General features: G+C 69.8%; 29 protein-coding genes. 1 reads left to right on the top strand and 28 read right to left on the bottom strand.

Features of this window, described 5'->3' with window-relative positions:
• Positions 1 to 580: DUF6236 family protein (locus OXS49_RS20265; protein WP_267426386.1), on the top strand; the 580-nt coding region annotated here is incomplete at its 5' end.
• A gap of 1,077 nt (positions 581 to 1,657) precedes the next feature.
• On the opposite strand, the gene OXS49_RS20260 is transcribed toward OXS49_RS20265, so the two are convergent.
• From OXS49_RS20260 to OXS49_RS20125, 28 genes are all read right to left on the bottom strand, one after another.
• The gene (locus OXS49_RS20260) at positions 1,658 to 2,125 is read right to left on the bottom strand and encodes a hypothetical protein (protein WP_267426384.1); all 468 of its coding nucleotides are present in this window, start codon (positions 2,123 to 2,125) and stop codon (positions 1,658 to 1,660) included.
• Positions 2,122 to 2,379, bottom strand: a complete 258-nt coding sequence (locus OXS49_RS20255; protein ID WP_267355550.1) for a hypothetical protein — start codon at positions 2,377 to 2,379, stop codon at positions 2,122 to 2,124. The genes OXS49_RS20260 and OXS49_RS20255 overlap by 4 nt, the downstream gene beginning before the upstream one ends.
• Before the next feature lie 195 nt (positions 2,380 to 2,574).
• Positions 2,575 to 2,769: a hypothetical protein gene (locus tag OXS49_RS20250; RefSeq protein WP_267426383.1), complete on the bottom strand. Its 195-nt coding sequence runs from the start codon at positions 2,767 to 2,769 to the stop codon at positions 2,575 to 2,577.
• Between the two features lie 52 nt (positions 2,770 to 2,821).
• The gene (locus OXS49_RS20245; RefSeq protein WP_267426382.1) at positions 2,822 to 3,271 is read right to left on the bottom strand and encodes a hypothetical protein; all 450 of its coding nucleotides are present in this window, start codon (positions 3,269 to 3,271) and stop codon (positions 2,822 to 2,824) included.
• Positions 3,271 to 4,326 (bottom strand): peptidoglycan-binding protein, encoded by a 1,056-nt coding sequence (locus tag OXS49_RS20240; protein WP_267426381.1) that lies wholly within the window; start codon positions 4,324 to 4,326, stop codon positions 3,271 to 3,273. Before OXS49_RS20240 ends, OXS49_RS20245 begins: the two co-directional genes overlap by 1 nt.
• Positions 4,327 to 4,341: 15 nt before the next feature.
• The gene (locus OXS49_RS20235) at positions 4,342 to 4,575 is read right to left on the bottom strand and encodes a hypothetical protein (RefSeq protein WP_267426380.1); all 234 of its coding nucleotides are present in this window, start codon (positions 4,573 to 4,575) and stop codon (positions 4,342 to 4,344) included.
• Positions 4,575 to 4,967 carry a septal ring lytic transglycosylase RlpA family protein gene (locus OXS49_RS20230; RefSeq protein ID WP_267426379.1) on the bottom strand — a complete coding sequence of 131 codons (393 nt, stop codon included), beginning with the start codon at positions 4,965 to 4,967 and terminating at the stop codon, positions 4,575 to 4,577. Before OXS49_RS20230 ends, OXS49_RS20235 begins: the two co-directional genes overlap by 1 nt.
• Positions 4,968 to 5,010: 43 nt before the next feature.
• Positions 5,011 to 5,370: a hypothetical protein gene (locus tag OXS49_RS20225; RefSeq protein ID WP_267426378.1), complete on the bottom strand. Its 360-nt coding sequence runs from the start codon at positions 5,368 to 5,370 to the stop codon at positions 5,011 to 5,013.
• 11 nt (positions 5,371 to 5,381) lie between these two features.
• A complete protein-coding gene (locus OXS49_RS20220) occupies positions 5,382 to 5,900 on the bottom strand; it encodes a hypothetical protein (RefSeq protein WP_267426377.1) in 519 nt (172 codons plus the stop codon).
• A 13-nt stretch (positions 5,901 to 5,913) separates the two neighbouring features.
• Entirely contained in the window at positions 5,914 to 6,378 is a 465-nt protein-coding gene (locus OXS49_RS20215) for a hypothetical protein (RefSeq protein ID WP_267426375.1), read from the bottom strand.
• Between the two features lie 99 nt (positions 6,379 to 6,477).
• Positions 6,478 to 9,498, bottom strand: a complete 3,021-nt coding sequence (locus OXS49_RS20210; RefSeq protein ID WP_267426372.1) for a cellulase family glycosylhydrolase — start codon at positions 9,496 to 9,498, stop codon at positions 6,478 to 6,480.
• 4 nt (positions 9,499 to 9,502) lie between these two features.
• Complete coding sequence (locus OXS49_RS20205) at positions 9,503 to 10,891, bottom strand: hypothetical protein (RefSeq protein WP_267426370.1); 1,389 nt, start codon at positions 10,889 to 10,891, stop codon at positions 9,503 to 9,505.
• A 10-nt stretch (positions 10,892 to 10,901) separates the two neighbouring features.
• Positions 10,902 to 11,267, bottom strand: coding sequence for a hypothetical protein (locus OXS49_RS20200; protein ID WP_267426368.1), 366 nt, complete (start codon positions 11,265 to 11,267; stop codon positions 10,902 to 10,904).
• Between the two features lie 59 nt (positions 11,268 to 11,326).
• Positions 11,327 to 11,857 carry a hypothetical protein gene (locus OXS49_RS20195; RefSeq protein ID WP_267426367.1) on the bottom strand — a complete coding sequence of 177 codons (531 nt, stop codon included), beginning with the start codon at positions 11,855 to 11,857 and terminating at the stop codon, positions 11,327 to 11,329.
• Positions 11,858 to 11,944: 87 nt separating this feature from the next.
• Positions 11,945 to 12,280, bottom strand: a complete 336-nt coding sequence (locus OXS49_RS20190; protein WP_267426366.1) for a hypothetical protein — start codon at positions 12,278 to 12,280, stop codon at positions 11,945 to 11,947.
• Position 12,281: 1 nt separating this feature from the next.
• Positions 12,282 to 13,742 carry a hypothetical protein gene (locus tag OXS49_RS20185; protein WP_267426365.1) on the bottom strand — a complete coding sequence of 487 codons (1,461 nt, stop codon included), beginning with the start codon at positions 13,740 to 13,742 and terminating at the stop codon, positions 12,282 to 12,284.
• Positions 13,743 to 13,752: 10 nt separating this feature from the next.
• Positions 13,753 to 14,418: a hypothetical protein gene (locus tag OXS49_RS20180; RefSeq protein ID WP_267426364.1), complete on the bottom strand. Its 666-nt coding sequence runs from the start codon at positions 14,416 to 14,418 to the stop codon at positions 13,753 to 13,755.
• 73 nt (positions 14,419 to 14,491) lie between these two features.
• Positions 14,492 to 15,085, bottom strand: a complete 594-nt coding sequence (locus OXS49_RS20175) for a hypothetical protein (RefSeq protein ID WP_267426363.1) — start codon at positions 15,083 to 15,085, stop codon at positions 14,492 to 14,494.
• Between the two features lie 10 nt (positions 15,086 to 15,095).
• On the bottom strand, positions 15,096 to 16,367 hold the full coding sequence (locus OXS49_RS20170) for a hypothetical protein (protein ID WP_267426361.1): 1,272 nt from the start codon (positions 16,365 to 16,367) through the stop codon (positions 15,096 to 15,098).
• A 65-nt stretch (positions 16,368 to 16,432) separates the two neighbouring features.
• The gene (locus tag OXS49_RS20165) at positions 16,433 to 17,146 is read right to left on the bottom strand and encodes a putative phage tail protein (protein WP_267426360.1); all 714 of its coding nucleotides are present in this window, start codon (positions 17,144 to 17,146) and stop codon (positions 16,433 to 16,435) included.
• Positions 17,143 to 18,216 carry a baseplate J/gp47 family protein gene (locus tag OXS49_RS20160; protein WP_267426359.1) on the bottom strand — a complete coding sequence of 358 codons (1,074 nt, stop codon included), beginning with the start codon at positions 18,214 to 18,216 and terminating at the stop codon, positions 17,143 to 17,145. The genes OXS49_RS20165 and OXS49_RS20160 overlap by 4 nt, the downstream gene beginning before the upstream one ends.
• Before the next feature lie 85 nt (positions 18,217 to 18,301).
• Positions 18,302 to 18,826: a phage GP46 family protein gene (locus tag OXS49_RS20155; RefSeq protein ID WP_267426358.1), complete on the bottom strand. Its 525-nt coding sequence runs from the start codon at positions 18,824 to 18,826 to the stop codon at positions 18,302 to 18,304.
• Positions 18,823 to 19,050 carry a hypothetical protein gene (locus tag OXS49_RS20150; RefSeq protein ID WP_267426356.1) on the bottom strand — a complete coding sequence of 76 codons (228 nt, stop codon included), beginning with the start codon at positions 19,048 to 19,050 and terminating at the stop codon, positions 18,823 to 18,825. Before OXS49_RS20150 ends, OXS49_RS20155 begins: the two co-directional genes overlap by 4 nt.
• 32 nt (positions 19,051 to 19,082) lie before the next feature.
• Positions 19,083 to 20,153: a phage baseplate assembly protein gene (locus OXS49_RS20145; RefSeq protein ID WP_267426355.1), complete on the bottom strand. Its 1,071-nt coding sequence runs from the start codon at positions 20,151 to 20,153 to the stop codon at positions 19,083 to 19,085.
• 13 nt (positions 20,154 to 20,166) lie between these two features.
• The gene (locus OXS49_RS20140; RefSeq protein WP_267426353.1) at positions 20,167 to 21,330 is read right to left on the bottom strand and encodes a phage baseplate assembly protein; all 1,164 of its coding nucleotides are present in this window, start codon (positions 21,328 to 21,330) and stop codon (positions 20,167 to 20,169) included.
• 9 nt (positions 21,331 to 21,339) lie between these two features.
• Complete coding sequence (locus tag OXS49_RS20135) at positions 21,340 to 22,014, bottom strand: hypothetical protein (protein WP_267426352.1); 675 nt, start codon at positions 22,012 to 22,014, stop codon at positions 21,340 to 21,342.
• A gap of 7 nt (positions 22,015 to 22,021) precedes the next feature.
• Positions 22,022 to 22,498 (bottom strand): DNA circularization N-terminal domain-containing protein, encoded by a 477-nt coding sequence (locus OXS49_RS20130; RefSeq protein WP_267426350.1) that lies wholly within the window; start codon positions 22,496 to 22,498, stop codon positions 22,022 to 22,024.
• 34 nt (positions 22,499 to 22,532) lie between these two features.
• Positions 22,533 to 25,082: a hypothetical protein gene (locus OXS49_RS20125; RefSeq protein WP_267426349.1), complete on the bottom strand. Its 2,550-nt coding sequence runs from the start codon at positions 25,080 to 25,082 to the stop codon at positions 22,533 to 22,535.
• Positions 25,083 to 25,187: the final 105 nt, after the last annotated feature.

The raw sequence follows: 25,187 nt of genomic DNA, 5'->3' as shown, positions 1-25,187 counted from the left end.
TCGGCGAGAGCCAGGAGTGTGGTCTCTCGCACAAGGCGAAAACTCATTCCTACTTAAAGAAGGAGCGGCGATCCAAGCAGGAAACGCCCAGCTACATCTGACAAATGCCATTCCAGTACCCAATCACGACGTTCCACTGGCTGAGGTACTGGAGTTCAAAATTAGACGAAGAGACGAACTGCAGCTGCTACGCCGTGAAATCGACACGCTGATCGCCAGCATGGATGATGCCGCTGACAAACAGCAAGAGTTAAAAAGGTTAGTCAAGAACGTTGACGGAGCATGCGCCGACGCAATTCGTGTTGCAAATGAATGGCAGTTCCCAGTGCGCTTAACGAATTTCAAATCTACATACAAGGTGAGGCCTTTTCAGACCCTGGCTGGTATAATGACCGGTGTTTTTGGCAGCCAAGCAACGGAGCTGACACAAAGCCATACTGCTCTAGCTGGTCTAGCAGGTGCCGCTATAGCTACGGCGCCAGCATTTGAACTAACGTTTGACGGCCTCGAATGGCGCGGGTTGCGACCCAGACAAGGACCGTATCGGTACGTCTATGAGTTCCACAGGGAACTGTTCTAAACGCGGGGCCAGATCCGCAGCCCATTCGGGCAAATTAGATCCCAAGCTTTCTCCGCATAGACAGCACACAGGTAACCAGCTCCAAAAACGAGAGCGGCGTGCTGGCTGAAGGCCCAAGCGAGTGCGCCGAGCACGCCTGCGACTATGAGGTTGACGGCGGCGCGCATCGCTGTCGATCTTCAAACTGTTTTGCGGGCGTCTTCGTATAGCAGACCGGGACGGAATTGCTAAAAACCCCGTGCAACCCAAGCCGCTCCGGAAACCACTCGCTCGGCCCCGCCCCGATCTGCTCACGGGGCGGGGGAGCGTCCGATCTCACCAGCGGTTGGGCCTAGCCAATACGCAACGCCGCTCAGGATGCAGGATAACCGAGGCTCGTTAGTGGACGGTACCGGCGACTGCACGACGATCGTCTCGATCCGCGATCGCACCTGCGCTTGAGACCGCCGGAGCGAAGTCCGGTCGTGCTCGGTGCCCGCCTGAAGCCAAATGGCTCATCCACGACCGGGCGACCGCCAATCGCTCGCAAAGGATCGTTGTGTCGAGGTCGCATGCCTGCGCTGACGTCGGCCGGCGGCCGGTAGTGTGATCGACGGCCATGCATCCCCCGAGTTGATCAGTCCCGCGTGAGCTTGGAGAGTTGCTCGATGATCTCTGCTGCGCCGCAACACAGGAACGTGACAGGGGCGCTTCCCAGAACAAAAAAGCCCACCGCGGCGAACCGGGCGGGCTTCTCAGATCCGGATCGTGAGGGGCGATAGGCCGGATCCGTTTACAGCATGCCGGCTGGATCTTAACGAAAACGCCCGCCGCGGCTGTGAGCCGGGCAGGCGCTCCCAGATCCGAGCCTCGGGTGTTGAGAACGAGCGGATCCACTAACGGAGCTACCGCGCTGCAGCGCAAAAGGAAGCCCCGAGAGGCGGGGGCCGGACACCGTATCTGGGCCGGCGATCATAGAGATCATCCAAGCGATCGGTCGGCAGTGGGCACAGGCGAAATAGGCCTGGAACGCAAAAAGCGCCCCCGGCCAAAGCCGAGGGCGCCAGGGGCAGTGTGAAGCAGAGCGTGAAGCGGCGGCTATAGGCCGGGCGCGCTCACGTCGGGCATCCGCTGCGGTACGCGCAGCATGCCGAAGGCTTCATGGTAGTAGACGGTCATCTCCAGCCGCACCGGTGCGGAGGCCGGGATAGTGTCGAGGTCCACGCAGTAGCGCTTGCGGAAAGGCCCGATCTTGCTCGCGCCGACCCTGCGCCACGGGATGCCGTTCGCCTCGCCGTAGACCGCCACGACCATGCGCCCGGCGATCCCGCCCGCGTAGAGGAAGACGTCGAGGTCGTCTGACGAACCCTCGCGGACCTTGATCCCGGACGCGTCCCAGCACAGGCGTTCGCGGGTACGCTCGATGCGATCGGCGCGCAGGTCGACGCGCACCGGGAACGCGGTGGCTACAACGAGAGGCCCCGCAAGGAAGGCAAGCAGCAGTGCCCACGCGAAGGCGCACGCGGCCAGGGCGACCTTGTAGGTCCGGAACTCGGCGCCGCTCATGGGTGGGCCGCCTTCGCGATCCACCACACCAGGCCGCCTACCCCGGAGACCGAGGCGGTGATGAGCGCCCCCGCGATCGTGCGGATGAGCCAGGTCTGGCCCTTCTCCAACTTCTCGATCCGGCTCTCGGCCGCCGCGAGGTCGCGCGTGGTGGCGTACGCGGCGAGCGAAGCCACGAGGTTCTTCACATCGTGGGCGAGGTTCTTGATCTCGGTGCTGACCGAGCCCTCGAAGCGCGCGAACGCAACCTCCATCGAGGAGCTCCGGCCGTCCGGTCCGGTATCGGGCATGGTGGGCCCCCAAGGCTTGAGAGGCGCGCGCCGGCGTTCCGGTCGCGCGTTGTGTCATGCGAACCGGCCTCTCTTGAGAGACAAGCCGCCTGTGTTCGGTGGATGAGGAGCAACAGCAGGCGGGAACCCCGTGAAAGTTTCACGGGCTTGATGGGCCGATCAGGGCCTGGCGAAGTCGCGCCGGACGGCCGCGATCCAGGCCTGGGCACGCGCGCCGCAGGCCGCCTTGGACCGATCGAGGATCTTGGCCCGGCCGATGATCCGGACGACGTCGGCCCGGGTCAGCGATCGATCCGGGATATCCGGGAAGCTCGGTCGGACGCAGGCCTCGATGCCCTCGGGCGGGGCTGGCATCGTCACCCGGATCTGGGCCGGCGCGGCCGGATCGATCGCGGGGACGAAGTCTTTAGAGCCGGCGCAGGCGCTGAGACCAAAGCCGAGGCAGGCAAACGCCATTGCGGTGCGGATCTTTGGCGAGCGCATCGGTCAGCTCCTTGATCTTGAGGGTGTCGGTCTGGCGTTCGGCCTGGTCGCGGGCGCGCAGCTCGATCGCCTCCTGCGTGATCGCCTCGGCCTTCTCGGCGCGCAGCTGCTCGGCCCGGATCGCCACAGCGTGATCGTGCACGAGCATGCGGCGGGCGCCGTCGGTCGCCGCGACCTGCCAGCAGAAGGCGAAGGCCGCGACGCCGGCGGCGGCCGTGAGAGCGACGATGCGCAGGCGTGCGGGCAGGACGATCCGCCCGAGCACCAGGATGGCGAAGGCGGCACCGAGGATCTTCAGCGTCACCGGCGACATCGCTGCCCAGAGCAGGGACGCAAACGCCGTCAGGATGCCGGTCCAGGAGAAGTCGAACATCAGGCGCGCGCTCCGGTGAGATGGGGGAAGCGGCGCGCGAGGACCTCCGGCACGGGCCGGCCGGCATCATCCCAGCGCGCGTAGAGGCCGTAGAGGGCGCCGGCGATGATCAGGACGCCGACCACCACGCCGAAGACGGTCCCGGCCTGGATGTGCCCGTTGGCGTCATCGATCTGATCCTTGAGGCCGACGATGTCGCTGACCGTGACGAACGAGGCGCCACCCGCCGCGATCGCGCCGCCCTGGACCGTGCGGCTCTGGACGAGGTTCGCGTCCTTGGCCGGCACCGCCAGGGGCGCGGCGGTGTCGAGGGCGGCGAGCGTGTCGTCGTCGAGCTCGCCCGTGACGGGCAGGCCGGCCTTCTTCTGCAGGAGCTGCACGGAGGCCGTAGTGCGGTCGCCGTGCTCGCCGTCGACTTTGCCCACGGGGTAGCGAAGGGCCTTCAGCTTCGCCTGGGCGGGGATCACCCGCAGCGCCGCCTTCGCCTTGGCGAGGTAGGCGCGGCACTCGCCGAGCCCGGTCTCCCCACCGTTCACGCGCCGGCGCAGGGCCTCGACGTCGTCGGCGTCCGCGAGCGCGTTGCAGTCGTGGTCGGTCCAGAAGGTGAGCGCGGCCGCGATGGCGCCAGCTGGCGCGCGGAGCTTGTCCGGATCGGCCTCGAACCCGGCCGCGCGATAGTTCGCCCGACCGGTGGTCTGGAGCGCGCCGCCGCCGCGGTAGCGCCAGCCGTCGCCGGGCTGCACGTTGCCCATCCGGCCGCCGTAGACCTTCTCCGCCAGCGCCTTCGGGCTACCCGCGAAGGGGCGAGCTGAGGCAGCCGTCGGGAAGCGCTTCGGCCAGACCGCGCACAGGCGCTCGGCGGTGTAGAACAGGTTCTCTTCGAGCTTGGTCAGGCCACCGGTCTCCGTCGCCACCTGGGCGACGAAGTGGGCGATCCGGTCCGGCGTGGTGATCTCGGCCGCCGCGATCCGGTCATCGGCCGCGACGAAGGCCGCCACGAGGTCGGCACGCGCATGCGGCGCGACGGCGGGGAGGATCCGCTTCCAGTCGGTCATGACGGCCATCGGGGTTCAGAAGGGGATGGAGAGGCGCAGCCGCAGCGGCGCGAGCTCGTCGAGCTCCAGGGTGCGCAAGCGCTCGGCCTCGCGGATGAGCGTACCGTTCGGCGCGATCGGCGCGGCCGCCAGCAGGCTCGCCGCGCTCGGCCGGGTCGGCAGGTGCGGTCGGCCGCCGGCGGCGCAGGGTGCGGCCGCCGGCGGGAGGCAGACGACGGCGACGATCGCCGCCAGGAGCAGGCGCCGCATCAGCGCGCGTCCGCCACGCGGCGGCCGGAGCCCACGACATCGACCCGCACCCGGGCGAGGCCGCAGGCGCCGAGCGCCCGACAGGATCCCGTCGACAGGTCGATCAGACGACCGAGCCGGCGGTGCGGGCCGCGATCGTTGACCCGGACGACGATGCTCCGGCCGGTGGCCAGATGCGTCACCCGCAGACGGGTGTTGAACGGGACGTCCCAGATCGCCGCCGTCAGGCTCATCGGCTGGAACCGCTCGCCGTTCGCCGTACGGCCGCTCTTGTTGATGCGGAAGATCTCCCGGCCATAGGTCGAGGCGATCCCCTCCCAGGCCTGGGCGGATGCGGGGGCGAGCAGCGCACACGACAGCGCGGCCCGCAGCGCGAGGCGCTGCAGGAGCATGGGAGATCTCCGGGCTTGCTGGGGCGAGCGGGCTAGAGGCCGCTCAGATGCGGAACCACGTCGTCGAGGCGGCGCGGTAGACGAGGCCGAACGGCGCGGTCGGGCCGATGGTCGTGGGCGCCCCGACGATCGACCGGCCCGAGCCCGCCGATACGGTCAGCGTCGTGATCGTGTAGCGGGACGTCACCCGGATCACTTGCCCATCACCGGGACTCGCCGACAGGGTGAGCGTGGTCGATCCGAGGGCAGCGACCGGCTCGAAGACAATGATCGTGGAGCCGTCGTGCTGGTAGGACCCGCCGACCACGGGGGTGATCCCCTGCAGGGTGTAGGCGAGGCTGTCGCCCGCCGGCGGCTCCGCGAGGCCCGCGGGCGTGACCACGACGGCTTTGCGGGCAGTCATGGGCGGCGGCCTCAGTTGCGGGCGACGGGCTCGCCGCGGGTGAACTGAAGGGTGTTGGCGTCCAGCACCTTGCCGACCTTCTGGAAGGTCTGGCCGGCCGAGGCCGCACCGGTCGCCGCCACCGCGCCGGGTGTGGTCGCCGACAGGAAGGCATCGCCCGGGGTGAGGCCGGTGAAGCCCGGGACGATGCCGCTCGACAGGAAGACCTGAGCCTGGGCGCCCGAGGCGACGGCGGCCAGCACGTAGCCGTCGGCTGCCTTACCCTGGGTCGAGCCATCGGCGTTGCGCGCGGTGATCGTGCCTGCGTTCGAATACAGGTTCACGAGGCACGGACCGGCCAGAGCTTCGGAAGCGGTGCAGGTCTTCACGTCGGCGGCGACGCCTGGGGGCATCATGGTCGGGTCGAGCGTGCCGGCGGGGCCGAGCGCCGGGATCTGGCCGGCGTTGGCCGAGCCGCCGACGATCACAGGGATGATCTCTGCGAGCCCAGTGGCGAGCATGCCGACGAAGCGCTGGATCGAGAAGGCCATGGTTGTCCTCTGTTCAAGCGAGGCGGACGGCCATGTGCAGGCCGACTAGGATGCGGGTCGCCGAAACCGCGAAGGCGACTTGCTGGCTGAAGGCGGAGACGGGCTGAGCCGGCGGCGCCTGCGTCAGGGCGCCATTCAGGCCGCACCAGATCGGGCCCGGGACCCAGGCCCAGGACGGGTCGTCCATCGTCCCAATGCTGCGGACGGTGACCTGGGATCCGGCGAGCGCGGCGCCGGTCGAAATGCCGAGCACGCGCAGGATATGGTCGGGGTCGTCGGCGGAGGCGTGGACCGCGCTGCCGTTCAGACCGAGCCCGATCACGCGCTGGCCGCCGAGGTCAGCATCAGCCGCGAAGGGGGTAAGCCCGACATCCGGGCCGGCGGGGCCTGCCGGCCCGGCCGTTCCGGGCGCGCCCGGCGGACCCTGAAATGGCGCGAGCGCGGCCGGCCCGAGCCCGGCACAACGGGAACAGGACATGGCGGGCTCGCCGAATATTGGTGGGGACGGGCCGGCGTTCAGCTGCCGAGCGTCAGGTCAAGAACACCCCGCGCAGCGTCGGCCGCGCGGGGCAGGTCATCACGACGACGTGCCCGTCGTCAGAGCTTTCACGCCCGCCTTCGACACCTTGAAGCCGTGGACCGTGACGCGCACGACATGGTTCGGGTACGTGCTCGGGTCGCCCGTATCACCTGTCCAGCCGAGGAAGCTCGGACGCATGCCGGCTGCGTTCGTGACCTCGACGGCATCGCTGCCGCCGACTGAGATCCAGGACGAGGTGCCGTCGCTCGCAATGGCGATACGGGTCTGCGCGGCGGCGCTCCCCGCGCTGCTGGCCTGCGGCCCACCGGAGCCGTCAGCCGCATACCCGACGACGCTGTTACCACCCGCATAGATCATGGTGCCGGGCCCGCTCGGGCTCGATCCCACGATGCGCGCACCGTTGGGCACGCCCGAGAAGTTATCGACCTCGACCATCAGGGTGAACGGCCCCTTGGTCGGCATGGCATTGAGAACCGCCGTCGTGAAGGCGCACTGCTTGCCCGCGGTGGCGAGACCGGCAGACTCGATCACGGGCGAGCCGGTCACGAGGTCGGCGATGCTGGACACGCCGTAGTAGCCCGGCGTCCCCACGAACTTCGCGTCGATCAGCGGCGCTTGCCCGTCCGCCTGCAGCGGCGTGAAGCCAGCCGCCGCAGGTGCTGCTCCCGCGACCGCGAGCGTGACTGGCGCGGGGTTGATGAGCCCCCCGTCGTTCGTCCAGCTCAGGGTTACGCTCTGATCGCTCGCCGGTGCTGTGTAGGTCACCACTTGGTAGACGTTGAGGGTGTTCGCCGGGACGAAGAACGAGGCCGGGGAGAACGTCCCGCCCTTGCCGCCATCGTTCGGCGTGAAGGTCCCGCCTGTCGCCGGGATACCGCGCCAGTCGAACACGAAGGAACTGACTGCCAGCCGGTAGCTGCTGGCGGGCCCCGTGAAGGCGGCCGTCGGCGAGACGCTGACCCCGTTGTAGAGCGCCATCACGACGCGCTGCGGACGGGGACGCGTGCCACCATCGCGGTAACTCAGGTTGTTCGCATCCGCGATCGTGGTGTCGCTGTCATGATCCCAGGCGGTGATCGGGTAATCCCACGCCCGGCAGAACGCGAGCGTGGCGTCGAGCATGCCCGGCCGACCGGTCCAGTACGTGCCGTCGAGGCCGACCGCCATCTCGCCGATGTGGCCCTTGCCACCATTGGCGGACACGAAGGCACGGAAGTTGGCCGAGATCCGATTGACCAGGACACGGACCGGCACGCCCTGCGCGATGGCGTTGGCCGAGCCATAGTCACCGCTGGCGCCGCCGCCGACCGGATAGGTGTGGAACGACCAGCGGATGTTCCTGAGCGGATCCAGATCCAGCGAGTAGAGCCCGCTGGCGATGTCGGCATCGGTGATCTCGATGATGATTTCGCCGGTGTATCCGGCCGCGCGCATGGCCGAGATCGCGGCCTTGTAGGCGTTCGTGCAGACCGTTGCGCTGACGGCCGGCTCGTTCTGCATGTCGAACCCGACCATGCCGGGCGCATTCTTATATCTGGCCGCCAGGCCAGACATCAGGGTCACATACTGCGCCTGCGTATAAACGCCGTCAGCATTGCCGAGATAGTGATAAGCCGTCGTGTCGTTGATGTTCGACTGATTGGCGCAGACGATGAAGGAGTTGTGGACGTCGATGATCCACGAGATGCCGGCGGCAGCGAGCTTTGCGCCAGCAGCATCCAGCGCCGAGAGCGTACCCTGGTCGAAAGACCCATTCCGGTCGGGGTCGATCTGCTCGTGCCGGATCGGGATACGGACGAACTTGACGCCGTAGGAAACCAGATCGGCGACAATCGCGTCGGTGAGAGCGCGATAGGACGACCCGGCCACGGTCGGATTGACGGGCCCGTACCCGAAAAACAGGTTGAGGTTCACGCCCGCGTTGAAGCGTCGGCCCGGGAGGTCGCCGAAGGGGTCGAACGCGAACAGGGTGCGGACCGCTTGCTCGACGACACTGAGCGCGCGGCTGTAGACCGCGACCTTCGTGTAACGGTAGCCCGTGGGCAGTGCGGCGAGAGCACCCGTCCCATAGACCCGCTCGGGCGATGAGCCAGGCGCGATCGACTGCCGCTCCAGGATGTAGGAGCCGCCCGCCGCGAGGTAGGCCGACGCTGTCCCCGAGAGCGTCACCACGTCCGCGGCGCGCGTGACGGCGGCGGTGGTGGTGGCGATTGGGGAGGTCGGGAAGCTCCCGGCCTCCATCTGGACCACACCGGCGAAGATGCCCTTGCCGACCGTGCCGACGTAGCCGCGGCCGGAATTGGCATAGTCCGTCGAGCACGGGCCGATATAGGCGTTCGCGGTGGTCGCGGTGGCCGGGGCGGTGAAGACCACCGACACGCGATACAGACCGCTGGGCAGGAGCGTGATGGAGGCCGCCTTGCCCGACACGGACCCGGCCAAGTCGCCCCCGACCAGCACGGCGCCCTTGCCGGTCAGGCTGTAGAACACGACCATCGCGCCGGCCAAGCCGCCGGTGGTGTTGATGTTGAGCTGCACGTGCCCGGCGGTCTCGCCGGCCGCCCCGGCATCGAACGAGAAACAGTTCGCCTGCCCCGCCACGAGCGCGATGCCGTCCTGCTCCATCTGGCGCACGGTCGAGGCGGTCGAGGCGGCGGCGATGAGCGCCATCGTCTTCGACCCGTCCGCGCCGTTGGCCGCGTTGAATGTGATCGCGGTATTGGCCGAGTCGTTGTTCGAAATCGACCAAGCGGCTGACGTGGGTTGGTTCTGGCTGGCCGTGTTCGTCGCCTGCGGCTCCACGAGCAAGGCTGGCGCGCCGGTCGCGAAATCGAACCGCGGCGCACCCGAGGCGGCCGAGGCCCGCGCGCCGACCACGGTGGTGCCAGACGTGGCCGCCCCGGTGTAAGTCGCCGCGGAGGCCCGGGCGAGCGACAGCCAGGACGGCAAGGCTTCGCCCGCCAAGTCCCCGACGAGCGCGGAGAGCGCCAGGACCGCGGGGATGACCGCGGTCGATCCGAGCAGAGCGGCCCGGCGCGCGCCGAAGAAGGGGGGCATGCGGTCAGTCCTGATAGATGCCGAGGCCAACGGAGAGGTCGGAGGCGGTCGAGATCGCCACCGAACCGCGCGCAACGAGGATCGCTTTCAGATCCACGCCGGATGCGGCGCTGAGCAGGGCCCCGATGCCGTCGAGGCGGGCGAGCGAGGGCGTGCCGAGGCTGGTCCAGCCCGTGAACGACAGGACCTTCGACACCTTGTCGAAATCGGCCGGGTCGACGGCGAAGGTCGCGTTGTCGGCGAGCCCCGTCAGTACGGTCGGCGTGTCGCGGAAGATCACGAGATCGACCGGGGCGGAGAGTGCGACCTTGGCGTGCAGCGAGGCCGATTGTGCGGTCGCAGACTTGCCCGCGGCGCGCAGGACGCCGGAGAGCGTCATCAGCCCGCCTACGCACTTGCCGCTGGCGTAGGTCGTTCCGGCCGTGAGGGCAGGCACCGCAACGATGCGCTTGCTGTCGCTACCGACGCTGCCGAGGTGGCTCTCTGTGGCCGCTGGGGTAACACCTAGGCCTGCCTGCAGCGCCGTGGTGATCGCCGCCACGGTGGCGTCCTTGGCCGCGCCTATAGGCAGGCCTTTGCTCTGCTCCACATAGGATCCGACCGCCGGGGTCACGGCCGCGCCGGTCATCATGTTGTGCCAGTAGGACGCGACGATCCCGCCGGAGACCACGTCGAACACCAGCACGCGTGCGAGCACGTCGCCGGCGGTGATGCCGGTGCCGTTGGCGGCCGCGTCGAAGAAGGTCGTCTCGATCGTGCGCGTGGTGCCGCCGGACGCACCGCCGGAGGCGCCGGGGATGATCGGGGTGAGGTTGGCCACCACCGGGGAGGCCACCGCGCCGCTCATCGTCTCGAAAGTGACGGTGGTCGCGCTGGTGCCCTCGTTCACGCTCTCCCGGCGGACGTAGTAGCTCGTGCCGTCGGTCACGAAGAGGGTCGAGAAGTCGATCTGCGCCAGCAGCGCGGCCTTGATCTGCTGGAGCGTCGCATCGGTCGCGGCGCCGCTGGCGAGCGCCGGGTTGGCGAGCAGGAGACGCACCGCTTCCAGCTTGGCGAGGAGGGTCGTCTCGTCCGCGTGCGTGCCGAGCGTGCCGAGCGCGGTGAGGATCGACTGGAGCGAGCTGTCCTGCGCGGCCGTGCTCGTGGCGTCGTACAGCACCATCAGCGCGTCGCCGTTGGCGTGCGCGGTGGTGTCGAAGGCGAGCGTTAGGACGTTGCCGCCCGCAAGCGTCGAGAAGCCGAGCCCGGCGGTGCCGACGGCGTAGACCAGCGCGCCTCGGGTCAGGTTGAGCACGGCGAGCAGACGTCGCACGTCGAAGCCGGTCGAGCCGGTGAAGTCGAGGGTCTTGGTGGCGGCGGTGAAGGCGTAGCCGGAGGTCAGGACGGTCTTCATGGGGCGGGCCTCAACCGAAGATCAGGGCGTTGACGATGGATGCGGAGGGGCTGACGCCAGAGCTTCCGCCGGAGGAGCTGTTCGAGCCGGTGCCGGTGCCGAGGAAGGTGGCGAGGTCGGAGACCGCGAAGCTGCCGGGCAGGCCGTTGCGGGTGCGCGCGATGACGTCGGAGGCCTGCACGGCGGGCGGCGTCGGGATCACGGTGCCGCCGCCCACCAGGGTCACGACGCCGTCCCGGATCAGGGCCAGCGTGAACTGATCGTTCGGCCAGAGCGCGGTGCCGTCGGCGTTGAAGGGCGTCCCCTCGGGCTGGTGCTTGAGCGTGAGGTAGCGGGGATCGGTCGCCTGGACGGTGACCAGGGCGGGGGTGGCCATGACGATAAGCTCTCCTGGAGGGCGGAGGGATCGGTCCGGATCGACGTTTGGGGCGAGCCTCAGCCGAAGATCAGGGCGGCGACGATTGCCGCGGCGGCCGGACTGCTCGGCCCGGGCGGGCCCTGCGGGCCGGTCGCGAGCGCGGGCAGCACCACGCCTGAACACGGGAGCGCGGCCAGCACCGGCTGGAACGAGCCGCCGGCCGCCAAGACCGCGGGCGAGCCCGTGCCGGGGAAGACCACGACGGACGACCGCCCGAGCGGGTCGACCCGCGTCGAGCCCGTGACCGTGCGCATGACGTCGAAGAACACGCTCACCTTGCCGGGCAGGCCGTTCGGCCCGGTCGCGAGCCAGTCACCGCGGGCCGAGGCCGGCACGGTGATGACGATGTGGTCGGTCAGCCCGTTCGCGTCGGCCGTCCAGGCGATCGAGCCGGCTGCGCTGTCGAGGTTGACGACCGCCGGGCCGCCCCACTGGCCGGTCATGGTGGCGGTGAGGCGCGATCCCGTGAGGTTCAGCGGGATCCGGAACGGGACGACCAGCGTCCAGTCGCCCATGTCGGTGACGACCTGGTCCGTGGCGGTGGCCATGCGGGCAGACCTCGTTCGGGCGCGAGCTTGCTAGCGTCGAGCGAAGCGCTCTCCGCGGATGACGTCAGTGGTGGCCGAGGGTCGGCGTCAGGATGATGCCGGCGCCTGCCCGGCGAGGACCTGCGCGGCACGTCCCGCCGCGATCAGCCCGGCGCTCTCCAGCATCTGTGCGCCCGCCACGACGCGTGGATCCGCGAGGCTGACGAAGGTGGAGCCCGCCGCCATCAGGCAGAACAGCCTGATCTGCGCGTCGGCGGAGGTCACGATCGCCGCCTGTTCCGCGGGGCTGAACAGCGCCAGGAACGTGAGCTGCGTGTTGGGTGCCGGCTGCCCTTGCACGGCGGCGGCCTGACGCCGGGCGAAGTCGGCGGCCTCGGCGTCGCTCATCACGGCCGGCTCGCCGTCCCTGAGATAGGTCAGCATCTCAGCGCCTCCCGTACATCGTGACCTGACCGGAGGCGAGGTTTCCGCCGGCCAGGAGTAGCTGGAACGCCGTGACCGGCCCGGTGTGGCCGCCGCCGACGGCGACGCACATCTTGGGTCCGGAGTAGTTCGAGCTCTTGAGGTTCCAGCTCAGGGCGCTCAACGACGACCCCGGGCGGATCTCGATGGCACCCGAGATGGCGATGGCGTTCGAGACGTTGTTCGAGAAGACGAACGAGGTATTCCCGCCGTTCGAGACCGTCAGTCCCGTCGCCCCGTCCTGCTGGAAATTGTCGTAGGCGTACTGATAGTCGGTCGCACCACTCCGGAAGGTGGCGCCGCCATCGCTGGAGCAGGCTCCGAGCAGGAAGTTGTTGTCGGCGCTCGGCAGGACCCCGACCAGGTCGAGCACGTAGCTGGAGAAGCGGCTCGGGTCGAAGCGGGTGAACGTGGCGGCCGGCGTCGAGGACAGCGCCTGGGTGCCGAGGAGCACCATGCCGGTCGAGAGCCCGTAGGTCCGCCACACCGTGCCGTCGCACTGGAGCGTGCAACACTCGCCGGGGTAGATCTTCAGAGCTGTGCCGGCCGCGAGCCCGTCGATCGCATCCCCGCTCGCGGGGGTCAGAGCGATCACGCCGGTGCCGGCGTTCTTGACCTCGACCGCGAAGGCGTTGCCGGCACTGGCGGCCGCGAGCAGGGTGAGCGCGAAGCTGCCGGTGCAGGCGATGAAGCTGCCGATGTCGGCGGCCTGCACGGTGTAGGCGGCCGACTTGGCCAGCACACCGGCCCCGCGGTCGCCGGCGTTGCGACGGATCTGCAGCTGCTGTGGCAGCGTCAGGTTCTGCGCGGCGTCGTAGCGGACCGCGCCGGCGCCGGGCGAGGCGGCGGCGAACACGAGGTCGGTGCCGTTCGACTGGAGCGTTGTGCCCGAGCCGCCGAGCCCGAGCGCGGCCCATCCCGAGGCGCCGCGCACCGCGACCGTGCCCCGGGTCGAGCCGAAGGCCGTGTCGAGGATGCCTGAGATCTGCCCGAGCGCGGTGATGTCGTTGTTGGCGCCGGCGGCCGCCTTGCCCGCGAGCGCCGTCTGCAGCGCGTTGATCTGGGCGAGCATCGCGGCCGCCGCCGACTCGTCGGCGAGGAACCGGTTGTAGGCCTCGATGAAGGTGTCGACCGCAGGATTTGCCCCGCCGAGGATCGTGTTCAGCGTCGTCTGATTGGCCGCGACCAGCGTGGCGAGGCTGGCGATCGCCGCGGAGGTCGCGGTCGAGACCGGGAGATCGGCGGGCGCGAGGTTGGCCACGTTGCCCAGGCCCAGCGCCGTGCGGGCGGTCGGCAGGTCGACTGCGGTCAGCACTGCCTTGATCGCCAACACGACGTCGGCGAGCCCGGCCGCGGTGGTCACGGTGGCGGGACCGGCCGGCCCGCTCACGAACACGGGCACCCCGGTGCTCTCGATCGCCATCGGGTCTGCCTCAGTCTTGGAGCGAGGCGACGGCGGCGTGCTTGATGAGCCCGTAGAAGGCGGTCACCGTCAGGCCGGTCGCGGGGTCGGTGGCGAGGATGTCGAACGGGTATTGCCCAGGCGGGCAGGCGGCCATGGTCGCACGCGTCACCCGCATGGCGACGTTGCCCCCGGTCGTGCCGGCCGCGATCGTCGGCAGCGAACCGTCGGTCGGCGCCGAGGTCGCCTGCAGGGCGTAGGCCGCCGACGTCTTCGAGGCCCGGGCGTCGAGCCGGAAGACGAGGCCGGTGATGTCGAGTGGTGTCGGCAGGACCGAGACCGCGAACACGTCACCGACCGCGAACGGCGTCGACCCTTGAGCCAGCGCCAGCGTGATCCCGCCGGCGTAGAGCGGGACGCCGACCACCCCCCGCGCGGTGACGGTCCCGTCCGGGGCGGTGACGGTGAAGCCGGTCAAGCCCCCGCCGATCCCGGTCACCGCGACCGCGTGGACGCCGAGCGGCGTCCCGGCCGCCACCGCGGCGATCGCCAGGGTTCCGGTACCGACGTTGGCCGATCCCGCCACGACGCCGCCCTGGCCCGGCTGGCCGATGATCGGCAGGCCGTCGAGCCAGTCGGTGTTCTGGCTGGTGCGGAACGTGATCGGGCGCGGCTGGATCAGGGCGAGGTTCGACACGCGCGCACCTCAGGGCAGGCCAAGAAAAAGCCGCCCGGAGGCGGCGCGGACGGTCGGGCGGTGCGGGGCCGGATCAGGCGGCCGCGGCCGGGACTAGCGCGGCGAAGGCCGCGTCGATCTGGGCGGTGGTCGTGATCGTGGGCGGGCTGGCGGCGATCCCAGCCGCGACCTGATTGAGGATCGCGTAGCTTCGCGTGTCGAGCGCGGCCGCCTGATCCACCAGGCTGTCGGCTTCGGAGACCGTCAGGCTGGTGGCCGAGTAATCGACGTTCGAGTAGGGCATCGTCGCCGCGGCGTTCTGGGCGTTGAGCTGGAGCCAGCCCTGGACCTTGAGCATTGCGAACTGGCCCTTCGCGTCGAGCCGGGTCGTCACGACGTGGGCCGGCTGGCCGGAGGCGGCGACGTCGAAGCTCTGGACCTTCGAGAGGGCGAGGTCCTGGGCGAGCGAAGCGTAGTCCAGCAGCTCGGCCGCCGTCGGAGCCGGCGCGGCCGGGCCTGCGCCGAACACCGCGCTCCCCTGCGCGTCGAGGATCACCGTCATGCCCTCGACCACGCCCGGCTGCCAGGGGGCGACGAGATCGAAGGGGCCGATCGGCGGCGGTGCGGGGAGCGCGATCGGCGTGATCGCGGCCACGCGGCCGTTCTGCCCGAGGACGTAGCGCTGCATCTGGGGTTCCTCAGAACACGTAGCCGCGGACCCAGATGGCCCAGGTCTGGCCCTGCGTGACGGCTTGGTAGGCGGTGTAGGGGGCGAGCAGGCGCACGGGCTGGCCAGAGGCCCGGGCCTGATTGGTCGTCGACCACATGGAGACCATGCCGGCGGCGCCGATGCCCTCGGCGGTCGGGGCGAGGTAGATGTTGGCCGCCGCGCCCGTGCTCATCTGCTGGGCTTCGGGCAGCCACGCCGCGGCGTCGTAGGGGACCGCCGGCGAGAGGTCGCCGACCTGCGCAAAGTTCGGGGCGGGCGAGCTGAAGCTCGACCCCATGGCGTAGACGTCGACCTCGACCGTGCGCTCCAGCTGGCGGAACTTGCGGAAGTTGCCCGAACCGTCGAGCACGTACGAGCCGATCTTGACCGAGGCCGTGTAGCCCGCCGGCATGTTCTGGCCGGTGTAGACCTCGTCGCTCGACGTCGCGCCGGCGCAGCCGAGGATCGCCCAGGCTTGGCTCGTCGGGTTGTAGATCCAGTACAGCGCCAGCCAGCCGGTGCCGGCGGACGAGAACGCCGGCATCGCACCGGTGTCCATGCCGCCCGCGCCGGTAGTGGCGCCGTTGAAGGTGGCCGCGAGATTGGCGCCGCGGTAGCTCGTCCCGGCCGCGGTGGCGGCGGCGATCCGCTTGACCGCGAAGTTGGCGGTCTTGGCGCCGCCCGCGGAGCTGCCCGTGAGGCCGCGCAGGCCGACCGACAGGCCGCCGCTCGACACGCTGCCCGTCCCGGCCGAGCCGCCGGAGAACCGGGCGTTGCTGGACCCATCGATATCGAAGGTCAGGAACTGCCCGGCCTTCCAGGCACCGCTGGCAAGGCTCGTCCCGTCGGCCGCCACGATCGGGTAGCTGACGGTCGTCCCAGCCGCGCCGATCCCGGTGATTGCGAGCGTGCCACCCGAGCCGCTGTAGTCCGAGGCGGCGATGCCGCGCACCCGCATGCCGATCTGCAACGAGGGCAGGACGGCGGAGTTCGGCAGCGTCGCGGTCAGCGCGGTGGCGGTCCCGCCGAACTGGCCGAGCCAGATGCCCCGGGCGACCGCCTGCATGCCCTGCGTCAGGTCGGCCCCGCTGCGCACGAGGCCGGCCAGGTCGATCATCGAGAGCAGCTCGGCTTCGAGGTCGGTGACGATGGCGTGGCCTGGATAGGAGCCCTCGACGCCGGTCGACGGAACGCCGTCCTTCCAGGGCAGCTGCCCGGCATCTTCGGCGCCCTGGCTATTGAGCGGGTAGTGCAGGCGCACGGGATCACTCCGGGAAGCCGGTTGGAGACCGCGTGGGCGGTCGGGTCAGGGTGTGGCGAAGCGCGTCAGGACGTGGTCAGGCGCAAGAACGGATCGCCGCCGAAGGTCGAGGCGCCGAACGAGAAGCGCTGCTGGCGCACGCTCGCGGCGGGCGGGCTGTAGTCGAACCGCAGGAGCGTGTGCGCGGGCTTGATGCGCGAGAGGATGCACTCCAGGTCCTCGGCCTTGCGGATCGCCAGTAGCGGGTCGCGGCCGAAGGACGAGGCGCCGAACTGGAAGCGGGTCAGCCGCTGGCCGGTGACGGCGACCGTCCAGCAGTACCGGAAGCCCGGCGGGTTCAGCTTGCCGTGGCTGCCGCCGAACGAGGACAGCCCGAACTGGAAGGGCACGTACTCGCGGATCGTGATCGCGTAGCCGAGCGCGGCCGCCACCCCGATGAAAAAGGCCCGGGACTGGCCGCCCTGCATGGCGATCTTCTGCGCGAGCCGCTGGCGGCGCTCGGGCAGGGTCTGCACCACCGGCACACAGGGATCCGGCAGGCCGTAGGCCCGCTCCCAGTCGCCGAGCAGCTCCAGGGTGAAGCGTGGGTCGGTCTCGATCTCCAAGAGGTCGGCCGCGCGCGGGTCGACCACGGCCCCCCAGATCTCGGCTTGGCCCCGCACGAGCTGCATCAGCGTCGAGGCGGGATCGCGCGACCACGCCGCGCCGGTCGGGAGAAGACGGCTGAGCGCCTGCGCGTAGTCCTCGCCGTCGCGCCGGATGAAGGCGTCGTCGCTCATGTGAAGGCGATCCCGCCGCCAAAGGCCGCCCGTAGGCTCGCGAGCGCGCCCTTGCTGGTCATGGCGAAGTCCCCGGTGACGAGGTCGAAGGTGGCGTCGCCCGCGGCCTCGGTGATCGCGTCCGAGATCCAGCAGGCGAAGATCGTCTGCCCGGGCGCGGCCTTCTCCAGAAGCATACCCTGGAGCGCCGCCTCGATCGCGAGCCGCATCGAGGGCGTGTCGTTCGACAGGTTGAGGATGCGCGGCCCGATCCCCTGCGGGATCGCGGGCACCACGAAGAGATCCGCCACCGTCACGGGCCGGACGGTGTCGAGGTAGGCACGCACCAGCGCGCAGTCGTCGAGCGTCGGCAGGCTATCGTTGGAGGCGCGCAGCTGATCGCAGGCGAAGCGCACCGTGACGGTGCCCACGCCCATCTCCATCGGCGCGACCCAGACGCGGGAGACGCCGGGCAGGGACAAGGTCCACTGCTCGTAGTCGGTGGCGCAGCCGCCCATCGGCGGGTTGCGGATCCGCAGGAGGATCCGGACGCGCAGGTCGTCGTCGCTCTCGGTGTCGGCGCCCCCGTCAATTAGGACGACGGTGGCCTGCGCGCTGACGTTCGAGACCGCGACCGAGATCGAGAGCGGCGCGCCGGCGTCCCGGTTGCCGATCGCGCCCGCGGTCAGGCAGGTGACGGCCACGGGCGTGGCGAGCGCGGACAAGTAGACATCGGCCGCGGTCTGGTACTGGATGCCGTCGGAGGTCGCGAGCGGCGAGCCGGCCGGCAGGAGCGTACCCGCCGTGCCGGTCACCGTAATCGTGCCCGAGGCGAAGGTCGCGGCCTTGCGCCCGCCGAACAGGATGGCAGCCCAGCGGTCGAGCCAGCTCTTCTCGGCGAGATCCGGCAGGAAGTTCCGGGCGAGCCAGGCGAGGTACTTCAGGTTCAGGAACGCGCCACCGGCGTTCATGTCGGAGAGCACGCGCAGGGCGTCGTTCGGGACGCTCGCGTCGGCGCCCTTCAGGAAGGCGGCGAGGTTGTCGCGGTTATTGCGCCTCACATCCGGAAGCGTCGGAAGGCTGAACGGCATGGGGCAGCCTCAGGCGCGCCGCGTGGGGCGGCTTCCAGCGGGACGGCTCGGGCGGTGGTCGAGATGAAGGCGGGAGGTGCCAGCGTCAGCCGGTCGGGGCGGAGACGACGACCCCGGCCCAGAGATCACTGAACCGAAGATCCAGCAAAATCTCGTCGCCGCGGTACATCACGATGCCGGCCTCGATCCGCTCGACGCCGGCGCGCACCACGGTGACGTCGAGGCGGGTCGCGATCCTGCGGTCCAGGAACGGCTGGAGCGCCTCGCGGATATCGTCCTCGATCTGGACGGTGGTCGAGCCCTTGCGGGCCGCGGTGCCGGTGATCGTGGTCCGGGACCGGAGCCAGAGCTTCGAGCCAATCGGCCAGCCGTCCCAGATCTCCTCCGCGTCGAGGTCGCCCCACCAGCCGCGGCGGTCGGTGTCTCTGCTGTCAGGCAGTTCGTCGTCCGGACCGGCGAGCGCGTCGGTCATCAGCGCGATCGTCACCGCGGTGGCGAGCTCATCCGACGTGTCGAGCTGGCCGGCGGGGGTCAGCAGCAGGTCGAGGTCGATGGCCTGGAAGGCTTGGCCCGGGGCCGTACCGGTCTGCGTGATCCGGACGTCGGTCACGCGCGACCCTCACCGTGGGCGAGAGCGAGGCGCTCATGATCAAGCGCGTACTCGCCGCACCCGTCCGTCCCGAGCACACCCGGCCACACCGCCCGTCCGCCGTCTTCCGCGGCCGCGCGCGGGGCGCGGATGCGGCAGGCGCCGTAGGTGCTCGGGTGCGGGTTGAGCGCGAAGTAGCGGCAGCTCGCGCACGAGGGAGCCGGCCGTTGGAGCATGCGGGCCATGTCGGGGTCTCGGGTGTTCGAGGGGCGGCGGATCAGCCCGGGCCGCCGAAGCGCATCGACTTCGTCTGGCCCTGCACGAGCCGCTTCTGCGGCTCCAGGAAGTTCAGCGCTGGCCCGGCCTGGTCGGCGAGCCGCTCGAGCGTGCCTCGCAGGTTCGCGATTTGGCCGATCACCGGGTTCGCCCCAGTGATGTGCGCGATCTGGTCCGTCAGCTCGGCGGCCTTCGCGGCGATCGCCGCCTCCGGACCGCCGCTGGCGTTCAGCGCCGCCAACTCGTCGACCAGATCGTCGACCGCCGCGATGATCGGGTTGTTGGCGATCAGGCCGGCGATCTGCGCCTCGAGGTTCTTGATCAGTCCCTCGACGTCGCCCGACAGCAGGCTCGCCATGCCCATGAGCCGGCTCGGGTCGAGGAAGGCCTTGAGGCCGCGCTGGATGGCGTTCTGCAGGTAGCCGGTGAGCTTGCCCTCCGCGAGCGCCTTCATGGTGTCCAGGCCGGCCGGGAGGCCGCTGAGGGCGGTCGTGACCTTGGTAGCGAGGTTGAGCGGAGCCAGCGCCGGCAGCACGCTCTCCACGTTCTCCCGAAGCTTCGACACCACGTCGAACATCGCGTGGTGCGAGTCCTCCATCTGGGATACCCGGGCAGCAAGGCCCTTGAGCTGCTCGTTGAGCTCGAAGTCCTTGGTGGCCGGTTTCGGCCCGGCGGTGATGGTCACCTTCTTGCCGGTCGAGTTGATGCCGTCGCGGGTGAGATGGGTGTGCTGGCCCTGATCGTCGTGATGCGAGCTCTCGCCCGGCTTGAGGTTCTTCGGGCGGTACCGGCGGTCGGCCGTGGCGATCACGACCGGGTGGTCGGGGTTGCCGCCGACCGCGGCCACCAGGACCTCCGCTTGCCCCTGCTGCTGATCAGTCGGCTTCAGCGGGACGCTGCTGAAGCCGTAGGGGTGCCAGTGCTCGACGTTTGTGAACTGATCGCCGAACCACGCCCGGACCGTGTGCTCCTGGAGTTTGGTCGAGTCGTCGACCGAGACGAGGGTGCCACGGGCGATGCCGAGGTAGGAGCGGCGCGCCGCATCGTCGCCTCCGGCGCGCATCGTGCTCATGAGCCGCCTCCGTTCATGTGCGCGTCTCGGGCTGCGCTGGCGTCACCGGCTGATTGTAGAAGCCGTCGGAGGCCTGCGCGTCTGGGTTCTTCTGCTGGAACGCTTTGGCGTTCACGAGCTCGATCGCCGTCGTGGTCTGGCCCTCCGGCGTCTGGCCGTAGGTGTAGGCCCAGAGTTTCAGGTCCATCTGTGGGTCGGCCAGCGGGAACAACATGCCCGAGCGCACCGTCACGAAGTCGGACAGCGCCCACAGATCGCCGTTCGGATTGAGCCAGCCCTGGTAGGAGAGCGTGACGCGCAAAAGGTCCGCTTCGATCGCCTGCGCCTCCATGTTGGTGCGCAGCTGCAGCTCCTTCTGGGCGAGCGGCATCTCGGCGAGCACCTTCCGGCTGAGGCCGGGCACGCCGTTGCTCATCTGGGTCTTGGCGGAGATCTCCGCGGCCTGCCGCCCGAACAGACTGTCGGAACCGGCGACCTGCGAGCGCGCTACGATCTCCTGGACCGAGGGCATGTCGATCGAGCAGTTGGCCGAGAGGATGTTGAGTCCTTCCTCGAACATCGCGCCTTTGCCACCCTGGCGCGCGCCGGCGACGAAGTCCCCGTTGGCGTCGGCCCGCAGCCACAGCCCACGCTGGCGACACCCGCGGGAGATCGCGTCGAAGGGCGTCTCACCGTGCCGGATCGTGAAGTTCGGGAACGGGGTGTCCCACCCGTCCGGCCCGCCCTCCACCCGGAACTTCAGGCCGTGGGGCTTCAGCAGCCGGTTGGCGATCGCGTCGAGCTTGTAGCCGCGGAACTGCCCCGTGCCGCCGTCGGCCGACGCCTTGCGGGTGAGCTCGGCCTTCGAGAAGCCCGACACCTGCACGCCGTGACGATTGGCATCGAATGCCACCTGCCGGTTGCCGATGTAGCCCTCCTGGATCACGACCTCGCCCGCCAGTGCGATGTCCACGCGCATGCCCGGTAGGAGGCGTTGCGCGGCGGTCCGGGCGGCGTCGCCCCAGGAAGCGCCCGACGTCGTCTGGCGACGGCTATTCGGATCCTCCGGCTCGGCGCAGGTCAGACGGAAGGTCCGCTGCCACGCGGCGTCGAAGGATTGGCTCACCTGCACGGTCAGCCAGTCCTGATAGATGCCGCCCTCGGTGCGGACCTCGCAGATCAGATCGGGGTTGGGCACCGGACGCTCTCAGTCGGAGAAGGCGTTGCCGGAGGCCGGCATGAACAGAGGGTGCACGGTGTCGCGGTTCTCCGCGAGCAGCTGTTCCGCCCGGCCCGCATCGCCGAACAGACGGTTGGCGAGCGTCAGCAGCGGCATCCGGGTCGCGAAAGCGTACGGCACGACCCGCGGCAGCGGCCGGGCCCGGGCGGTGAGGTCGCGCACACACGCTGCATGTAGCGCGGTGAGGGCGCGCCAAGCGACGTTGTCGAACCGCCCGGCCGCGAAGTCTTCGGCCGGGGCGAATGCGAGGTTCACCCGGGCTAGCGTCGCGTCGACATCCTGCCGGGATGCGAAAGAAGTCGCAGCTATGATGTTCACCATCTCGGACAAAGCGAGACGTGCCGCGATCTGAGCGACACGTTGCACGGGCAGGTCCGCAGCTGTGACGGCCTGCGCCACCTGTCGGACCCGGTCCATCCCGGCGAAGGTGGCGCCAGCCGCGGTCGCCGTCGTGAAGCATGCCGCCAGCGGCGGTCCGAACGTACTGGCCTGGACCTCATCGACTGCATCAGCCGAGAGTGCGCCGCACAGCTGCCGGAGCGTCGCCCCGTCTGCGCTCGATGCATCGACGCCTGAGGCCAGCAGCGCCTCGAGGACGGCCTTCAGCGCCGCGACGGCGACGCGGCGCTGGGCGAAGGTCATCCGGATCTCAGCTCCAGTCGTCGTCGGTGCCGGCGGACAGCTCGGCAGCGGAGGCGTTCTGTGCGGCCGCCGTGCGCGCGGCGGCCTGCGTGTTCTCCCGGCCCGACGAGGCGGCGACACCAACCTGGGAGCGCACGAAGGTCATCTCGAAACGGGCGAGACCGCCCTGGTCCTTCGTCTCGACGCGCTGGTAGGTCTCGCAGCGCATGGTCGCTTGTCCCATCGTGGACAGGACCAGGAGGCCGGCGCCCTCGCTCAGGAGCGCCCCTTCGAGAGCGTCGGCCTCGTAGAGATAGTCGTCGCCGATGACGTAGGCCGAGACCGCCACGCGGGTGACGCGGCGCCCGAGGTCCTCATCCGAACTGCGCTCGGACTTGGCGAACTCGTAGGTGAAGCCTCGCCGTCCGCCGAAGCGGGTGTTCGCCTCGATCTTGAACGGCACGCCGCGGAACGACGGCGGGCGGAGCTCGGCACGCCACGACATGAAAGCAGCCTCCGTCCCCCGCTGGAGCCGACCTCTACGTCCGGTCCATGTCCATCTGCGACCGACCCTTGGACACGGTCGTGTCCCGGAACAGGCCGGCCGTGTCGGCCCGGTGCGTCATGCCGGCGGGCGCGTTGTCGAACTTGATGTGTAGGGTGCCTTTGGGATCGGCGGCCGCTCCGGGCATCTGCATGCCAGGGCCACCACCGGGCGTACCCTTGCCGTAGAACCGATCCATCAGCGCGTCCCCGACCGGGGCCTGCGGCTTCGCTGCGGCCTCCTTTGCAGCGTCGGCCCGATCGACCAAGCCATCACGGTGCGCCCGCCGGACCCAGTCGGGCGCATTGGCTGTGCGGCCGCCGGCACCCCACGCCATCGACGGACCGCCACCGATGTGGATGCCGTGCTCGCCCATGTAGCCTGGGCCCGCCCCGACGCCCGTCGCGCCGTGGCGCACAGTCCCGCGGATGAAGCCCTCCATGACCTTGCGGTCGGCGGGATCGTTCATCGAAAGATAGCGTCGCTGGCCGTCTGGCCCGAGGGTGTAGAGCTTGACGTCGGCCGATCGGCCGCCATCGTGCCGATGGCTGCCCGTCCGGTGCGGACCCTGCTCGTCCTGGCCGCCGGAGTAGATCTCGGCGTTGATGCCTGCCGCTTTGGCCGCCTTGGCCAGTTGGTCGCGCAGCTCGTCGGTGATGGCCTGCTGGCGGATACCGCCGCCCTGTAGTTGGTCCACGCCGCCGGCGCCATCGACTGGCGCCACGTCCGCACCGCTGCGCGAGAGCGGCCCGGAGCCGGCTCCGCCACCTCGGCCGAGGGCGGCCTCGGCGGCCCTCTGTAGGGTGTCGTCCCTGTAGAGCAGGTTCGACGGTCCGTGCTCCTGCCACAGAAGCCCCCGGAGGAACTTCTGCATCTGCGCCGGGTCGCGCAGGTCGAGCCTGTCGTTCGCCCCGATCCCCATCGTCTTAGCGATGTTGGCTGGGGCAGTCGGGTGGCCCGGCGTCCAGCCGTTGGCCCCGGCGATGATCTTCTGGAGCGTGTCGGCCCCGCCGTCGAACTTTGATAGGGCGAGGCGGGCGGCGGCACGCATACCCGCCTCGGGGCTGTTGAACACGATCTGGGGCGAGCCCTGATCCGTGTTCTGCGATGGGCCGACCATGCCGGGGAAGTTGCGGCGCTGCCACTCCGAGCCGGAATACTTCAGGTTGCCAGGGTTGTTGTTACGCATGCCCGCGGGCAGGCGAGAGACATCGACATCGCCGCCGAAATAGTCCTTCGCGTCTTGAGACTGAGGCGCGTCACCGAGGGGGCCGGTGCCGGGCGTGATCGGGCCATTCCCGCGCTGGATCGCCCCAGCGTTCGGCAGTGGCGCACGCGGCGAAACCCCGCCGGTGTAGCCGTTTCCCCCAGCGCCACCGCCGAACCCGCCACCGCCGCCGAACCCGCCGCCGCCCCAGGACGCCTTCTGGATCAGCGAGCCGCCGCCCGTCGACCCTCCGAAGCTCGACGGGCTGACGCTCGCGCCGCCGTTTTCCCGGACCTTCTGCAACTCGTCGGCGACGCGCTTCAGCTCCTCGACCATGCGGTCGTGCTTGCGCTGATAGTCCGCTCCGCGGGGACCGGCCTCCAAAAGCTTGAGCTGTTGCTCGACCTGCGTGCGCCGTCCCTCCAGCTTCTCCCGCGGGGTGGCCTCGGGGCCTCCGAAGGGGGAGAGCTGATTGCGGAGCGCCTGCTGATCCTCGTTTCCGGACAGCCCGTTCTTCTCGGCATCCTCTAAGAGGTCGGCGGTGCCCTTGAGCATCGGCCCGAGGACCTTCAGCTTCAACCGCTCGGCCGCGGCGCCGATCCGGCCCATGCTCTGCTCGAAGCGGGCGGCGGCCTCCTCGGTCTGCTTGTCGAGGTGTCCAACTTCCTTCTGGACCTGGGCCAGCGCCTCGGAGAACTTGCCCGTCATCGAGCCTGCGATGCGCGCGATGTCGTCGGTGCCGAACAGCATCCGCGACACGCGGCGGCGCACCTCCGGCTCCGGGATCGCCTGGATGCCATCGACGGCGCGCTTCAGCGCCTCGTCCATGTTGGGGGCGTTGACCAAGTCCTCGGCGAGTTTGCCGAGGTTCATCGCCTGCAGGCCGGAGTAGGCCTCGCCCCAGCGCCGGCGCAGGTCGAACATCGAGGTCGCGAAGGAGGCGACCGAGCTCTTCATGCTGTCGGCCGACACGCCGAACCGCTCACCGAGCGCCCCGAACGCGCGCAGCTTGTCGACCGCCACGCCGGTTTCCCGAGACAGCATGGACAGCTGCTGCGTCGAGCCGGAGAAGCCGCGCAGCGCCGACACCATGCCGGTGATCGACATGGCCGCGCCGAAGCCGGTCACGCCGACGGCTGCGAAGATCGGGTCGAACCCACGCAGGACGCCCTGGAACTTGCCGACCTCGTCGCGGACGCCGGCCCAGTCCTTCTTCCAGGTCGCCCCCTGCTTGGACGTCTCGTCGCCGACCCGCTTGATGCTCTTTTCGAGCTTGCCCAGCGGCCCGGTGAACTGATCCTCGACGGTCGCGACGATCCTGAGCTTGTCGTCAGCCATCGGCGTCCTCAGGCGGGGCAGGCGCGCGGGGCGTGACCGCCAGGGTGCGGGCCATCAGGTGGCTGACGGTCGCTGGCGGGTATGCGCCGATCGGCCGGGAGAACG

The sequence above is a fragment of the Methylobacterium sp. GC_Met_2 genome (genome assembly GCF_026540795.1).
GTDB lineage: Bacteria > Pseudomonadota > Alphaproteobacteria > Rhizobiales > Beijerinckiaceae > Methylobacterium.
Note: the sequence above shows the minus strand (reverse complement) of the source record. Positions and strands in the feature narration are given on the sequence as shown.

Bases quoted from the DNA above. Each gene is read 5' to 3' on its own strand.
- OXS49_RS20260 (WP_267426384.1), bottom strand. From the start codon at position 2,125: ATGAGCGGCGCCGAGTTCCGGACCTACAAGGTCGCCCTGGCCGCGTGC.
- OXS49_RS20255 (WP_267355550.1), bottom strand. From the start codon at position 2,379: ATGGAGGTTGCGTTCGCGCGCTTCGAGGGCTCGGTCAGCACCGAGATC.
- OXS49_RS20250 (WP_267426383.1), bottom strand. From the start codon at position 2,769: ATGCCAGCCCCGCCCGAGGGCATCGAGGCCTGCGTCCGACCGAGCTTC.
- OXS49_RS20245 (WP_267426382.1), bottom strand. From the start codon at position 3,271: ATGTTCGACTTCTCCTGGACCGGCATCCTGACGGCGTTTGCGTCCCTG.
- OXS49_RS20240 (WP_267426381.1), bottom strand. From the start codon at position 4,326: ATGACCGACTGGAAGCGGATCCTCCCCGCCGTCGCGCCGCATGCGCGT.
- OXS49_RS20235 (WP_267426380.1), bottom strand. From the start codon at position 4,575: ATGCGGCGCCTGCTCCTGGCGGCGATCGTCGCCGTCGTCTGCCTCCCG.
- OXS49_RS20230 (WP_267426379.1), bottom strand. From the start codon at position 4,967: ATGCTCCTGCAGCGCCTCGCGCTGCGGGCCGCGCTGTCGTGTGCGCTG.
- OXS49_RS20225 (WP_267426378.1), bottom strand. From the start codon at position 5,370: ATGACTGCCCGCAAAGCCGTCGTGGTCACGCCCGCGGGCCTCGCGGAG.
- OXS49_RS20220 (WP_267426377.1), bottom strand. From the start codon at position 5,900: ATGGCCTTCTCGATCCAGCGCTTCGTCGGCATGCTCGCCACTGGGCTC.
- OXS49_RS20215 (WP_267426375.1), bottom strand. From the start codon at position 6,378: ATGTCCTGTTCCCGTTGTGCCGGGCTCGGGCCGGCCGCGCTCGCGCCA.
- OXS49_RS20210 (WP_267426372.1), bottom strand. From the start codon at position 9,498: ATGCCCCCCTTCTTCGGCGCGCGCCGGGCCGCTCTGCTCGGATCGACC.
- OXS49_RS20205 (WP_267426370.1), bottom strand. From the start codon at position 10,891: ATGAAGACCGTCCTGACCTCCGGCTACGCCTTCACCGCCGCCACCAAG.
- OXS49_RS20200 (WP_267426368.1), bottom strand. From the start codon at position 11,267: ATGGCCACCCCCGCCCTGGTCACCGTCCAGGCGACCGATCCCCGCTAC.
- OXS49_RS20195 (WP_267426367.1), bottom strand. From the start codon at position 11,857: ATGGCCACCGCCACGGACCAGGTCGTCACCGACATGGGCGACTGGACG.
- OXS49_RS20190 (WP_267426366.1), bottom strand. From the start codon at position 12,280: ATGCTGACCTATCTCAGGGACGGCGAGCCGGCCGTGATGAGCGACGCC.
- OXS49_RS20185 (WP_267426365.1), bottom strand. From the start codon at position 13,742: ATGGCGATCGAGAGCACCGGGGTGCCCGTGTTCGTGAGCGGGCCGGCC.
- OXS49_RS20175 (WP_267426363.1), bottom strand. From the start codon at position 15,085: ATGCAGCGCTACGTCCTCGGGCAGAACGGCCGCGTGGCCGCGATCACG.
- OXS49_RS20165 (WP_267426360.1), bottom strand. From the start codon at position 17,146: ATGAGCGACGACGCCTTCATCCGGCGCGACGGCGAGGACTACGCGCAG.
- OXS49_RS20160 (WP_267426359.1), bottom strand. From the start codon at position 18,216: ATGCCGTTCAGCCTTCCGACGCTTCCGGATGTGAGGCGCAATAACCGC.
- OXS49_RS20150 (WP_267426356.1), bottom strand. From the start codon at position 19,050: ATGGCCCGCATGCTCCAACGGCCGGCTCCCTCGTGCGCGAGCTGCCGC.
- OXS49_RS20145 (WP_267426355.1), bottom strand. From the start codon at position 20,153: ATGAGCACGATGCGCGCCGGAGGCGACGATGCGGCGCGCCGCTCCTAC.
- OXS49_RS20135 (WP_267426352.1), bottom strand. From the start codon at position 22,014: ATGACCTTCGCCCAGCGCCGCGTCGCCGTCGCGGCGCTGAAGGCCGTC.
- OXS49_RS20130 (WP_267426350.1), bottom strand. From the start codon at position 22,498: ATGTCGTGGCGTGCCGAGCTCCGCCCGCCGTCGTTCCGCGGCGTGCCG.
- OXS49_RS20125 (WP_267426349.1), bottom strand. From the start codon at position 25,082: ATGGCTGACGACAAGCTCAGGATCGTCGCGACCGTCGAGGATCAGTTC.